10 protein-coding genes are annotated in these 12,916 nt (G+C 72.1%); 6 read left to right on the plus strand and 4 right to left on the minus strand.

Features of this window, described 5'->3' with window-relative positions:
• Nucleotides 1–490 precede the first annotated feature (490 nt).
• Nucleotides 491–616: a hypothetical protein gene (locus ACLJQ7_RS20540; RefSeq protein ID WP_005159680.1), complete on the minus strand. Its 126-nt coding sequence runs from the start codon at nucleotides 614–616 to the stop codon at nucleotides 491–493.
• Between the two features lie 178 nt (nucleotides 617–794).
• On the minus strand, nucleotides 795–1,544 hold the full coding sequence (locus tag ACLJQ7_RS20545; protein WP_410649826.1) for a nucleotidyltransferase domain-containing protein: 750 nt from the start codon (nucleotides 1,542–1,544) through the stop codon (nucleotides 795–797).
• A gap of 87 nt (nucleotides 1,545–1,631) precedes the next feature.
• On the opposite strand from ACLJQ7_RS20545, the gene ACLJQ7_RS20550 reads away from it, so the two are divergent.
• The gene (locus ACLJQ7_RS20550; RefSeq protein WP_410649827.1) at nucleotides 1,632–2,108 is read left to right on the plus strand and encodes a TspO/MBR family protein; all 477 of its coding nucleotides are present in this window, start codon (nucleotides 1,632–1,634) and stop codon (nucleotides 2,106–2,108) included.
• On the opposite strand, the gene ACLJQ7_RS20555 is transcribed toward ACLJQ7_RS20550, so the two are convergent.
• Complete coding sequence (locus tag ACLJQ7_RS20555) at nucleotides 2,101–3,417, minus strand: type VII secretion protein EccE (protein WP_410649828.1); 1,317 nt, start codon at nucleotides 3,415–3,417, stop codon at nucleotides 2,101–2,103. The genes ACLJQ7_RS20550 and ACLJQ7_RS20555 overlap by 8 nt on opposite strands.
• A gap of 129 nt (nucleotides 3,418–3,546) precedes the next feature.
• Between ACLJQ7_RS20555 and ACLJQ7_RS20560 the strand changes: the two genes are divergently transcribed.
• The 4 genes from ACLJQ7_RS20560 to ACLJQ7_RS20575 are packed head-to-tail and all read left to right on the plus strand — an operon-like array spanning nucleotide 3,547 to nucleotide 9,909.
• Nucleotides 3,547–5,661: a fibronectin type III domain-containing protein gene (locus ACLJQ7_RS20560; RefSeq protein ID WP_410649829.1), complete on the plus strand. Its 2,115-nt coding sequence runs from the start codon at nucleotides 3,547–3,549 to the stop codon at nucleotides 5,659–5,661.
• A complete protein-coding gene (locus ACLJQ7_RS20565; RefSeq protein ID WP_410649830.1) occupies nucleotides 5,658–6,611 on the plus strand; it encodes an AAA family ATPase in 954 nt (317 codons plus the stop codon). The genes ACLJQ7_RS20560 and ACLJQ7_RS20565 overlap by 4 nt, the downstream gene beginning before the upstream one ends.
• A gap of 2 nt (nucleotides 6,612–6,613) precedes the next feature.
• A complete protein-coding gene (locus ACLJQ7_RS20570) occupies nucleotides 6,614–7,741 on the plus strand; it encodes a DUF58 domain-containing protein (RefSeq protein WP_410649831.1) in 1,128 nt (375 codons plus the stop codon).
• Nucleotides 7,738–9,909, plus strand: coding sequence for a DUF3488 and DUF4129 domain-containing transglutaminase family protein (locus ACLJQ7_RS20575; RefSeq protein WP_410649832.1), 2,172 nt, complete (start codon nucleotides 7,738–7,740; stop codon nucleotides 9,907–9,909). Before ACLJQ7_RS20570 ends, ACLJQ7_RS20575 begins: the two co-directional genes overlap by 4 nt.
• A 120-nt stretch (nucleotides 9,910–10,029) precedes the next feature.
• Here the strand turns inward: ACLJQ7_RS20575 and ACLJQ7_RS20580 are convergent, their stop codons facing one another.
• Complete coding sequence (locus ACLJQ7_RS20580; RefSeq protein ID WP_410649833.1) at nucleotides 10,030–11,430, minus strand: serine/threonine protein kinase; 1,401 nt, start codon at nucleotides 11,428–11,430, stop codon at nucleotides 10,030–10,032.
• A 102-nt stretch (nucleotides 11,431–11,532) separates the two neighbouring features.
• On the opposite strand from ACLJQ7_RS20580, the gene eccD reads away from it, so the two are divergent.
• Complete coding sequence (gene eccD / locus ACLJQ7_RS20585) at nucleotides 11,533–12,915, plus strand: type VII secretion integral membrane protein EccD (protein WP_410649834.1); 1,383 nt, start codon at nucleotides 11,533–11,535, stop codon at nucleotides 12,913–12,915.
• The last annotated feature ends 1 nt before the right edge of the window (nucleotide 12,916 follow it).

The following is a 12,916-nucleotide window of genomic DNA, read 5'->3' on the forward strand; positions in this document are numbered from 1 at the left end:
GGAGCAGTGGGTGAGTTGCGAAAGCCACTTTCGCAACCTTCAACGTTGCGAAAGTGGCTTTCGCAACGTCGGTGGTGGTGGTGGTGCGTGGCCGGCCGGCGGGGCCGATCGCGCAGGTGGGGCGCGCTCGCGACCCTCGGCCGACTCAGTCCGGAAGCGCCGTGAAGGCCTCCTTCTCTACTTTCAGGGTAGGGAAGGAGGCCTTCACAACAGGTGCGCGTGAAGGCCCCTTCCCTCGGCTGAGCCGAGGAAGCTCGGCCTTCGCGGCGGTCCGAGTACATGAAGGTCCCCTTCACTGCGCCTGGCGCAAGGAAGGGGACCTTCACGTACTCGGCGATCGCCCCCTGCGCACCAGGAGTCACAACAGGTGCGCGTGAAGGCCCCCTTCCCTCGGCTGAGCCGAGGAAACTCGGCCTTCGCGGCGGTCCAAGTACATGAAGGTCCCCTTCACTGCGCCAGGCGCAAGGAAGGGGGCCTTCACGTACAAGCCCTACTGGCAGGCTTCGCAGTCCGGGTCGTCGATGCGGCAGGCGGCGCCATCGGTGAGCGGGAAATCGAAGTCGTCGAGCGCGGGGACGGCCAGAGTGGTTTCTTCCGGCGTGGCGGTGGCGGACATGTCACTCCCTTGGTACGGAACGGGTCTTATCTCTCTGTAGCGCTGAAGATCGCCGGTCATTCCGTGACGCGCGCCACAAGGCTCTGGCAGTCGCCCGGAACAGCGCCACAAGGCTCTGGCAGTCGCCCGGAACAGCGCCACAAGGCTCTGGCAGTCGCCCGGAACAGCGCCACAAGGCTCAGGCGGTCGCCCGGAACAGCGCCTCCGCGTCGTCCACAGCCTTGGCGAGGGCGTCCGGATCCGTGCGCAACCCCGCGACGACCGTGTCGATCTCGCGCAATCCCGCGCGCTGCAACAGCCGTTTCTCGTTGGTGACCCACTCGCCGCGGGCCGCGAGGACCGCGTGCGCCGTCTCCATCGCGGCGGTCGCCAGCGCGCCCGCGACCTCCGTGGCCTGCCCGCGCGGGACGAAGGCGCCGCGGGTGTAACGCAGCGTCAGATCGGCACGGCCTCGCCACATCGCCGGAGCCGTTTCCCGCAGCGCTTCCGGGAAGTCCGGCCGCGGCAGGTCGCCGCGCAGCACCCGGTTGACCGCGAGTTCGGCGACGGGCAGGTAGCTCGGGACGCCCGCGAGGTGGAACATCAACGGCTCCCAGTGGAACCGGCCTTCCCGCGCTTCGGCGAGATGGTGTTCGACGGAGCCGAGATCGCGGTAGTGGACGTCGACCTGCCTGCCGTCGATCGTGAGCCAGGCGCCGCCGTCGAACACGCCGCCGCCCCACGCGCCGAGTTCGGAGACCTCGCCGTCCCAGCCGACGGCGCGCAGGTCCGCCGGGTCGAAGCCGCCGCGGTAGTAGACGGCGAAATCCCAGTCGCTGCCGGGGCCGTGGGTGTCCTGCGCGCGTGATCCGCCGAGGGTGACGGCGTGCACCGCGGGGAGCGCGGCCAGGGTGTCCGCCACGTGGGCAAGGAAAGTGTCGTCGTTCATCGCGCGGACGAGCTTAGGGTCGAGCCCGCGCGGGCGCGACCGGGTTTTGAGCGCGCGAGGGCGTGTCCGCGGCCTTACCCTCGAAAGATGACCGCGATCCCAGGACGACTCCGCGCGCCGCTGGCGTTACTCCCGTTCCTGGCCGCGGTCGCGGTGGTCGCGCTCGTCGGCGGGCTCGCCGCGGCCGACGCCCGCTCTGTCTACAGTGGACTTGAACGGCCGTCGTTCGCGCCGCCCGCTTGGTTGTTCGGTCCGGTGTGGACGGTCCTGTACCTCGCCATCGCGGTGTCGGGCTGGCTGTACTGGAAATCCGGTGGCGAACGCCGCGCTTTGAACTGGTATGTTCTCCAACTGCTCCTGAACGCCGCGTGGACGCCGCTGTTCTTCGCGGCCGGCGCCTACGGCCTGGCCCTGGCCGACATCGTCCTGCTCGATGTCGCGATCGTCGTCACCGCCCTGTACTTCCGCCGGTCGTCCCGGCTTTCGGCCGCGTTGCTGCTGCCGTACCTCGCCTGGACGCTGTACGCGACCGCGCTCACCGCCGCGATCGTCGTGCTCAACTGACCCCGAGTGGCAGCGTGGCCGCCACTCCCTTGGCGTGCCTGCCATCGAGCCGGTCCAGGGTGAGCCCGCCCCGGCGGGCGGCGAGTTCCAGATCCCGCACCGCGTGGTCCACCGCCTGCGGTCCGGCGGCGGCGATCCGGATCGAGGCACTGACGCGCGGTTCGGTCTCGGCGGCGCTCCGCCGGGCGGTCACGGCGAGGGTCACCGCGGAACCGGGGGCGGCGGCGAGCAGCCGTCGCGAGAGATCCGCCGTGAGGACCGGCGAAAGCGCGTCCCAGCCGTCGAGGCGGAAGGTCGCCTGGCAGATCGGCCCGCTGTGCCAGAACCGCCAGTCCTCGCGGATACGCGCCCGGCCGGCCGTGACGTGCGCCAGCGAGGCGAGTACGCCGAGGACCTCGTTTTCGGCGAGCGCCCGCACCGGCAGTCCGTCGCGACGGAGCTGACGCCGCACCCGCCGGACCGTGTTCCCGAGTGCCTGCCGCACGTCCGCGTCGCGGTGGACGTCGACGGTGCGCAGCGCCTGCAACGCGACCCAGCCCCGCGGCGGCCGTGAACGGTCCGCGCCGACGTGGTGGATGACCTGCGCGGCGACGTCCGACGCCTGTTCGCGGGCCGGGGGCAGCAACGTCAGCGGTGACGGCATCGGCTGCTCGCGTGCGGCCGATTTCGGTTGCAGCACGGCGGTGATGCCGTCGGCGCGGCTGACCATGAAAACCGTCTCGTCGCCGATTTCGCCCGCCGTCCCCGTCGCTTCCGGCGACAGCAGGCGCAGCAGCGCCCGGCCCGCTTCACCCGCGTTCCGGAGATCCCGGTCGCGGTCACGCGTCAGATAGCCGGACGCCGAACCGAGCCAGGCGTAGAGCCAGCGTCCGCGGATACGCACGGCGGTCAGCGCGAGGACCACGACGGCGGCGGTGAGCACCGCGGCCACCAGCGGCCAGGGCCGCCCCGCCACCAGGACGACCGCGACGAGGACGAGTTGCCAGCAGACGATCTGCGGCACCCCGATCCCCCCGAACCGCCCGGATCGCCGCACCGGGACGGGCGCCGGCGGATCCGGTCGTGGCGCACCGGGCGCCGGGGCGGGGACGGGTACCGCCGCGGACCAGCGCGGTCGCTGCTCCGCCTGGCGAGCGGCGGTGAGCGCCGCCAGCGCGGCTTCACGTGCGGCCGCCCGCGCGGCGGGCGCGGCGTAGGCGAGCGGATCGGGTACGGCCGCGGCCCGCGGTGCGGCCGGTGCGACTCGGGGAAGCGGCGGGGGCGGCGCGTGGTACCGCCCGCTCGTCCTGGCCGCGCCGGGATCGGTCATCGTCCTGCCTCCTCAACCGTGTCGCCTCAGGCTGCCCCGGCCAACATGAGGTTTCGATGACACGGCGCCCGCGCGCGGCGAGACGAGCTGTTTCATCGAAATTTCATGGTCGCTCTCTAGCTTGATCGCGTGAACACCGAAAAGCGGTTCAGCGCGGTGGCCAGAACGAGAATGGCCGTGGCGCTGGTGGTCGCGGGCTGCCTGGCGCTGGTCGGCCTCGCCGTGACCGGACAGGCGGCGACCCCGGAACGGCTGGAGTTCGTCCAGGTCGGTCACTGGGTCTACAACGACGCCGCCCAGTCCGCGTTCCACGTCGACGGTTCGACGAACCGCGTCGACGCGCGCGCGGACGTGCCGGCGGCGAACGGCAGCCAGGTCGCGCAGGGGGACGGCTCCGGATACGTGGTCGAGCGGAACCGCATCACGGAGTTCGACAAGGCGACCTTGAGCGTGGAGGAGTCCGTGCCGCCGCCCGCGCCGGAAACCCCGTTCGTGCTGGAGATCGCGGGCGGCCCGTACCTGGTCTACCGCAACGCGGGCCAGATCGTGCGACTCGGGGACCCGGCCGCGACAGTGCCCGCAGGGGGGCCACTGTCCCGGCCGGTCGCGACGACCGAGGGAACGGTGTGGACGCACCGCGTCGACAACGGCTCGGTCTGCGAACTGCCCAAGAGCGCCGCCGTCATGACCTGCCCCGCGCAGCTCCCGCCCGGACACGGCGGCGGGCTGACGCTCGTCGGCGACCGGCCGGTCGTGCTCGACACCACCGGCGACAGCCTCCACCGCGTCGGACCGGACGGGCTCGGCGACGGACTCCCGCTCGGCATCAAGCTTTCGCCGTCGGCGCAGGTCGCGAACAGCGCCGTCGGTGACCGGCTGGCCATCGCCGACCCGGAGCGCAACCAGCTCCACCTCATCGACATCAGCGGTCTCGACCAGGATCGCCCGTCCGCGAAGCCGATTTCGGTCGAGCTGTCCAAGGGCAGCCGGTTCAACGGCCCGCTCTCCTCGTCGAACGTCGTCGCCATGGTCGACGAGACCCGCGGCGAGGTGCTGACCTACGACGCCACCGGCAAGCTCCGGTCCACCACCAAGGTGCCGGGTCAGGGAACGGCGCCGAGGCTGGCCAAGGGCGAGGACAACCGGATCTACGTCGACAGCGCCGACGGCTCGCACGTCCTGGTCGTCAACGGCGACGACGGCACGGTGGTCGACGTCGACGTCGACAAGGCGGCCAACAGCCAGACCGCGGGCGCGCCGTCGGCCGGTCCGGAACCGTCCGGCGGCCAGCCCCCGCCGCCACAACAACAACAACAGCAGGCTCCGCCGATCACCCAGAAAGCGCCCCCGCCGGTGGCGAAGGCGACTCCGCCCGGTGCGCCGAGGAAGGTGAGCGCGACCTCGGGAGATGGCTCGATCAAGGTCTCGTGGAGCCCGGCCGCCGACAACGGCGCGCGGATCACCGGCTACCGGGTGACCTGGACCGGAGGGTCCATGCGAGTCGGTGGATCGTCACGAGGGGCGACGATTTCCGGGCTGACCAACGGAACCCCGTATGTGCTCACCGTGGTCGCGGAGAACTCGGCGGGGATCGGCCCCGGCGCCAGCGCCAAGGCGGTCATTCCGGGACCCGCGAACCGGCCGGCCGGGGCACCGGTCGTCACCGCGAACGCCTCCGCGGACGGGAAGGTGTCGGTGAACTGGACCCAGCCCGACCTCCGCGGCGGCACGCTGGTGCACTACCTGGTCAGCGTGACGGGCAAGGGGCAGCGCACGGTTTCTGCCACGTCCGCGGAATTCACCGGGGTCAGCGGCGCCGCGACCGTCACGGTCCGCGCGGTGACGAAGTTCGGTTCCGCCACGCTCACCGGGGCCACCGGCAGCAGGAAGGTCACCGTCCCGGTCGTTTCGGGGCCGCCGACGATCACCATCACCCAGGTGCGGGGCAAGGACGACAAGCTGCTCGTCTCCGTGAGAGCCGACGGCAAGGGCGCCTCCGCGACCTGCACCGCCGAATTCTTCAGCGAGACCAAACCGCAGGTGTGTTCCGGCGCCACCACCCTGACCATCTCCGAGGTCACCTGGCTCGGCGCCATCACGATCACCGCGACCATCAGGACCTCCGCGGGTACCGCCTCGGACAGCTGGAGAGGCGTGCCGTCGGTGAACGGTGGCGCGCTGTTCTGGCTCGGCCCGATGGCACTGGTGGGCCTGCGCCGACGAAAGGACAAGGAACTTCTGTGACGCTCACGCCCAGGGTCGCCTACGAGCAGATCGCCGAGAACGTGCAATCGGTGGTGCGCGGTAAACCGGAGGTCGTCCGGCTCACCGTGGCGGCGTTGTTCGCCGAAGGGCATCTGCTGATGGAGGACGTGCCCGGCGTCGGGAAGACGACGATCGCGCGCTGTGTCGCCGCCAGTATCGGCGGCCGGTGGAGCCGGATCCAGTTCACCCCCGACCTGCTGCCCGGCGACATCACTGGCGTGATGGTCTATCACCAGAACGCCGAACGTTTCCAGTTCCACCCCGGCGGCATCTTCGCCAACGTGGTGCTGGCGGACGAGATCAACCGGGGTACGCCGAAGACGCAGGCCGCGCTGCTGGAGGTGATGGCCGAACGCCGGGTCACCGTCGATTCGGTCGGCCAGGCGGTGCCGAGGCCGTTCCTCGTGGTGGCCACGCAGAACCCGATCGAACTGGAGGGCACCTACCGGCTGCCCGAGGCGCAGCTGGACCGGTTCCTCATGCGTATTTCGGTCGGCTACCCGGATGTGGAATCCGAGATGCGCGTGGTCATGGGGGACTGCGCCGGGGTGACGCCGGACGAACTGAAGCCGGTGCTGGGCATCGCCGACGTCCAGTCGGTCATCGACGAGGTCCGGAAGTCCCACCTGGCCCCGGAGATCGTCAACTACGCGGTGCGGCTGGCCGCGTCGAGCCGGTCGCATCCGGACGTCCGCTACGGCGCGAGCCCGCGGGGCAGCATCGCGCTGATCCGCGCGGCGCAAGGGCTCGCCGCCACCTTCGGCCGCGACTTCGTCACCCCTGACGACGTCAAGGACGTCGCGCATCCGGTCCTCGACCACCGGCTCGTGCTGACCCCCGACGCGGAACTCAACCAGCGGCGGACCGCCGACATCGTCGACGAACTCCTGGGCGCGACGGCCGCTCCCATGGCCGCGATGGGGAGGTAGGCGTGCGGCTCACCCGCCGCGGCGTCATCGTGCTGGCCTTCGCCGCCGGGTCCTACGCCCTCGGCGAACTGGCCGGATACACGTTTTTCCGTGCCTTCGCGGGGATCGCGGCGGGGGCGGTGCTGATCGCGCTGGTCACCACCAGGTTCCGGCCGCGGGTGGAGATCGGCCGGACCGTCCAGCCGGACCGGGTCGAGCGGGGTAAACCCGCGCTGGCCTCGCTCGTCGTGCGCAACACCGGCTCGCGGCGGCACGGCGGTTTCGCCGCGGGGGACGGGATCGGGACCGAAACGCACCGCCTGCGGGTCCGCCCGCTCGCGCCCGGCGCCGAAGCGACGTACCACTACGAGCTTCCGACGACGACACGCGGGAAACTGCGCGTCGGCCCGCTCGTGGTGCACCGACCCGACCTGTTCGACCTCGCCCGCGGTGACCGGACGGTCGGGGATTCCGCGTGGTTGTGGGTGCATCCGCGACGGCACGCGGTACGCGCGGCGCAGGCCGGGCACCCGAGGCACCACCACGAAGGCCCGATCACCGACCCGCCGCTGCGTGGTTCGGCGGATCTGCGCTCGGTGCGGGAGTACGTGATCGGCGACGAGGTCCGGCATCTGCACTGGAAGGCGTCGGCCAGGACCGGGCGGCTCATGGTGCGCGAGTACGCCGACCCCGCCCAGCCCCGGTTCACCACCGTGCTCGACACGCGGCCCGCGTCGATGACCCCCGCCGTTTTCGAGGAGGCCGTCGAGATGGCGGCTTCGCTGTTCTACGCGTCGGCGTCGTCGGGGCAGCACTGCCGCCTGATCACCTCGGCCGGCGCGGACACGCTGACCGACAGCGGGGTGCGCGCGGCGAGGACGTTGCTGGACGAACTCGCGCTCGTCACACAGGACGCGACGGACGACGCGCCGTTGCTGCCCTCGGCCCTCGCCGCCGCCGAACGCCCCGGCGGGGTGCTCGTGGTGATCACCGGCCCGGACGCCGATCTCGGTCACGCGGCCCGCTGGCGGCCCGACACCGTGGTGCGGCTCGGTGACCTCCGGCCGTCGGCGGGCTCCGGCGGCGTGATCGTCGCGGTCGACGCCGCCGGCGCCGCGGCCCGATGGAACTCCTTGGTGGGGAAGGCATGAGCGCCCCGTTCGATCGGCTCGCGGTCGCCGGGCTGCTCGGCGCGACGGGGGTGGCCGGGCTGCTGTTCGCGCCCGTGTTCGGCTGGGCGGAACTGCTCGTGCCGGTGCTCGTGGTCGTCGTGGTCGCGTACGGCTGCGTCGAACTCACCGCGAAGTTCCCCAAGCTGACGCCGTATCGGCCGCTGCTCGTCGCGGTGCTCGGTCTGCTCGGGCTGATCGAGTCGGTCCTGACGTCGACCACGCTCGCCGCGCTGCCGACCGGCGCTTCGGTGCGCGGGCTGGCGCGCGGCTTCACCGAAGGCTGGCGGCTCACGCTGCAGTCCACCTGGCCCGCGCTGCCGGTCCCCGAGCAACTGCTGTTCGTCCCGCTGTCGGTCCTGCTCGCCGTCGTGCTCGGGCTGGAACTCGTGCTGCGCTTGAAGAAGCCGCTGGTGGCGCTCGTGCCCAGCCTGGTCGTCGCAGGGTTGGCGCAGGCGTATCAGGCGTTGACGGGACCCGTCGCGGTGGCGGCGGCGCTGGGGTTCGCGCTGCCCGCCGGGCTCCTGCTGTGGTCGGGGCGCCGCGTCCGGTCCGTGAGCCGGGCACCCGGCGTGCCGCGTTCGTGGCGGGTGACGGGGTCGGTGATCTGGCCCGCACTGTCCACTGTGGTCGCCCTGGTCGCCGGGTCGGTCGCGTTCGCCGCGCTCGATCCCGTCGGCCGCGATCCGCTGACGCTCAAGGACACTCAGGCCGCGCCGCCGCCCAAGAGCAGGGTCGGCAACCCGCTGGACGAGATCGCCCAGCGGCTCATCCGGCCCGGCGAGGAGGTGTTCCGCTACCGCGGCGACACCCCGGTCGACCAATGGCGCCTGATCGTGCTCAACGGTTTCGACGGCGCGAACTGGCTGTCCGATTCCCGGCTCCACCGGCTCGGCGTGGGTCTGGACGGCGCTCCCGGTGGTGCCGGCGGCAGCGCCGAACTCAAGGTGCGCGGGCTTTCGGGCCCCTGGCTGCCGAGCCATCGGGATCTGACCGGGGTGGACGGGCTGACCCCGCTGGTGGACCAGACCGCGGGCACGCTGATGCTGGAATCGCCGTCGGCCGGCTCGGTGCGGGACTACCGGCTCAACTGGTCCTCTCCCGAGATCGATCTCGGTTCCGGTGAGATCGACGCGCGCGCACCGGGCGGGCTCGGCGGACTCGGCGCGGTGCCGCCCGACGTCGAGCAGGTGGCGAAGGACGCCGTGCGCGGGCTGCGCCCGACGTTCCAGTCCGCGTTGCAGCTGGAACGGCTCCTCAGCACGAACTATCAGGTCGCGACGGGCACGGAGGAACTGCCGACCGGGCACGGCTGGCCGCAGCTCCGGCACTTCCTGCTGGAAAGCAAGCGGGGGACGAGCGAACAGTTCGCCGCCGCGTACGTGGTGTTGGCGCGGATGAACGGAATCCCGGCGCGGCTCGTCGTCGGGTTCCGCGGTGCGGCCGAGAAGGACGGCGACACGCACGTCGTCCGGAACCGTGATGTCCTGGCGTGGCCCGAAGTCGCGGTGGCCGGGGCGGGCTGGGTCGCGCTCGATCCCACCGCCGCGGCGGTCGGGTCGAGCCGGAACCAGGCGGGGCCCGGCAAGGCGGTCGCCAAGGCGAGGGCCCAGCTGCCCGCCGAACAGCAACTGCGGCCGCCTCAGCTGCCGCCGGGCACGCAGCCCGACTCCACCGAAGACCAGAACGCGGAGGCGGGGGTGAACTGGTGGTGGCCCGCCCTCGCCGGCGCGATCGTCCTTTTCGGACTCTTGTGGCTCTTGGGGGTTCCGGCGGCGAAGGCGGTCCGCGCCCGACGGCGTCGCCGCCGGACCGGTGAGGAAGGGGTGCTCGGTGCCTGGGACGAGATCCGCGACCGGCTGCGCGCGCACGGAGTGCCGTTCCGGATCGGGATGACCCCGCGCGATCTCGCCGAATCGGCCGGATCGCTTGCCGGGGAAGGGATCCGCGAGCCGGTCGCCAGGCTGGCCAAGGTGCTGGACGTGACGCTGTGGTCCGGCGTCCCGGTCGGCGACGGTGCGGTCCGGAGGGCGTGGCAGGAAGTCGGCGAAGTGCGTCGCGGCCTGGCCACCCGACCGTTCGCGGCTCGGGTGCTGGCGGCACTCGAGCCGCGAACCCTGGTGCCGGTCAAGGGCCGTAAAGAGGACTGAAGCGGTCCGCGGACCGTTGCGAAAGCCACTTTCCCAACCTTCAACGTTGCGAAAGTGGCTTTCGCAACACGCCATGTTCGCCGTACCCCTCAAAGAGAACGAGCGTTGTCACCCTTCGGCTCACGGGTTGCAGCGGGCGCCGCGGATCGAGACCGGCTCGGTGGTGTAGATGTGACGGCCGTCGGTCGCCCTGAGCTGGAAGCAGTACCGGCGCGCCGGGTCGACCGGGACGTCGAGGCTGCGCTGGCGGTGGGCGACGAGCTGTTTCGTCTCGAGCCGCTCGCCCGCCATGATCACGACGAAGTCCAGTTCGCCTTCCGCGGTCCAGGTCAGCTGCACGTGATCGCTCTGGTCGCGCGGCGGGGCGAGCGCCAGCTTGACGTCCGGCGCCGGAGCGGAAACCGGTGCGGGCGGCGGGATCGCGGCCGCGACCGGGACGGCCTGCCCGCCGACCTCCGCCGGGCCGAGTACCAGCGGCACCACGGCCAGCCCGGCGGCGAGCACTCCGGCGCCGGCCAGCGCGACGGGTTTCCAGGGAAACCGCCGCTCGGTCTTGAGCGGGCCGCTGAACTCGCGGATCAGGGTCCGGCCGCCCGAGGGCGGCGCCTGCACCACCTGGACCGGCGACGGGGCGGCGGGCTGCCGCACCACGGCGAAGTCGTCGAACTCGACGTCGGCGTCTTCTTCGGCCGGTACGTCGACGGGTTCCCCGGTGACGACTTCGCCGCCGGGCTGCCGCAGCTTCGTGAACAGCCGCGCCAGCGACGCGACGTCCTGCGGCCGGTCGGCCGGTTCCTTGGCCAGCAACCGGAGGATCGTGGCGGAAAGCTCCCTCGGGACGCCAGGGGCCTGTATGGGCGCGACCGGTTCCCGCAGCACCTGGAGGATCCGTTCGCCGGGCTGTTGCCCGGTGTGGCGCGGAAAGGGCGGTGTGCCGGTCAACGCGGCGTAGAGCACCGCGCCGAGTCCATAAAGGTCGGACGCGGGGGAAAGCGTGTCGTCGCGCAGGGTTTCCGGCGCGGTGTACTCGACCGCGTACATCGGATCGCGCGGGAACCGCCGCCGCAGGGCGACCCCGAAGTCGGCGAGCACGAATTCGCCGGAGGCGCGGTACAGCACGTTGTGCGGGCTCACCCCGCCGTGCACGACGTCCGCGCCGTGCGCCGCGGCGAGTGCCGACGCGATCGCGGCGCCGAGGGCGAGCACGTCGGGAACACCCAGCCTGGCACCGGAATCCAGCACGCCGGCGAGTGAACCAGGGCACAGTTCGCGGCGGACACCGGACCGGCCGCCCGCGTCGGTCAGGACGTCGTCGATCTGCAGCACCGATCGCGTCGCGCGCACGGCGGCCAGCGCCTTCCGCTCGCGTTCCAGCCACGCGGAGGTCTCACGGTCGAAGGCGCCGGGGAACATCTTGATCGCGAAGTCGTTGCCCGTGGCGGGATCCCGGCCCGCGTAGACGGTGGCGATGGGGCCCTTGGCGAGCAGCCTCGGTCCGCCGACTCCTGTCTCGATGCTCATGACCCCATTGTCGCGCAAGAAGACCGGATCCGGAGTACTTTCCCGGCGGCAGGTTCCTGCCGCGGGGGCCCGGCGGGCGGGCCGCTGGCCGACCCTTTTCCCATGCAGACTGCCGGCCTGGTCAGGGTCACCATCACCACTCCGCACCGGCGCATCGACATGGCGCTGCCGGAACACGCGTCCGTCGCCGAAATCCTTCCCGGCCTGCTCGCGCGGGCGGGCGAAGGAATGGCGGACGACGGGGTCGCCGGCGGCGGCTGGCAGTTGCGCCGCGCCGACGGGACACCCTTCGATCCGGACCGGACGCTGGGCGCGCACCGGGTTCGGGACGGGGAGATCCTCCATCTGACACCGCATCGGGCCGAATGGCCGGAACCCGAGTACGACGACCTCGTGGACGCGATCGCCACCGGTTCCGGCCGCACCGGCAAGGCCTGGGGGCCGAGGCATACGCGGCAGGCCGGACTGGCCGTCGGCGGGGTGGCGATGTCCTTCGGGCTGCTCGCCGTACTGCGCGCCGGTCCGCCGTGGACGGCACCGGCGTCCTGGGCGCTGGCGGTCTCCGCGCTGCTGCTGGCCGCGGGTGTCCTGCTCGCGCGGGCGATGCGCGACGCCGGTGCCGGGGCGGTGCTCGCCGCCGTCGCGCTTCCGTTCGCCTTCGCCGGTGGCGGGCTCTTGCTGGCGGGCGACGACCCGATCGGCGCGCTGTCCGCCGGCCATCTGCTGCTGGCGAGCGCGGCGTTGCTGCTCGCGGCCGTCGTCGGCCATCTCGGCGTGATCGCCGCCCCCGAACTGTTCGCGGGGGCCGCCACCGTCGGCCTGCTCGGGGTGCTCGGTGGCTGGCTCGCCACCTTCGACGATCTGGCCGGTTACCGGTCGGCGGCCGTGATCGGCGGCGGGGTCCTCGTGCTCTCGACCACGTTCGCGCCGCTGGCGCTGCGGCTCGGCCGGGTGCCGATGCCGGTGCTGCCGCGCTCGACCGCGGACCTGGTCCGCGACGATCCCCAGCCGCCGCTCGATCTCGTGCACGCCGCCGTCGCCAGAGCGGACGCGCTGCTCACCGGGATGCTGGGCGGCGCGGCGATCGTCGTCATGTACTGCCAGTTGCAGCTGATCCGCAGCGACAGCGAGGCCGCGGTCGTGCTCGTCGCCCTGCTCGCGGCCGGTTTCCTGGTGCGGGCGCGGTTGTACCCGATCCTGCGGCAGCGGCTGCTGGTGCTGGTGACCGGGATCTTCGGCGCCGGCTGCCTGCTGGCGGGTCCGCTCATGGCGGACCGCTCGATGCTGCTCGTCCTCGCCGGACCGCTGTCCTTGGCGGTGGCGGCGGGCGTGATCGCCTCCGGTGTCGTGCTGAGCACCCGCGCCGCGAACCCTTATCTCGGCCGGATCGCCGAGTACTTCGAGATCCTGGTGACGATCGCCGTCGTCCCGGTGGCGTGTTCGGTGCTCGGCCTGTACGGCTACGTGCGCGGGCTGGGGGGCTGAA

It is taken from the genome of Amycolatopsis sp. cmx-4-54, from assembly GCF_046548895.1.
Classification (GTDB): Bacteria; Actinomycetota; Actinomycetes; order Mycobacteriales; family Pseudonocardiaceae; genus Amycolatopsis.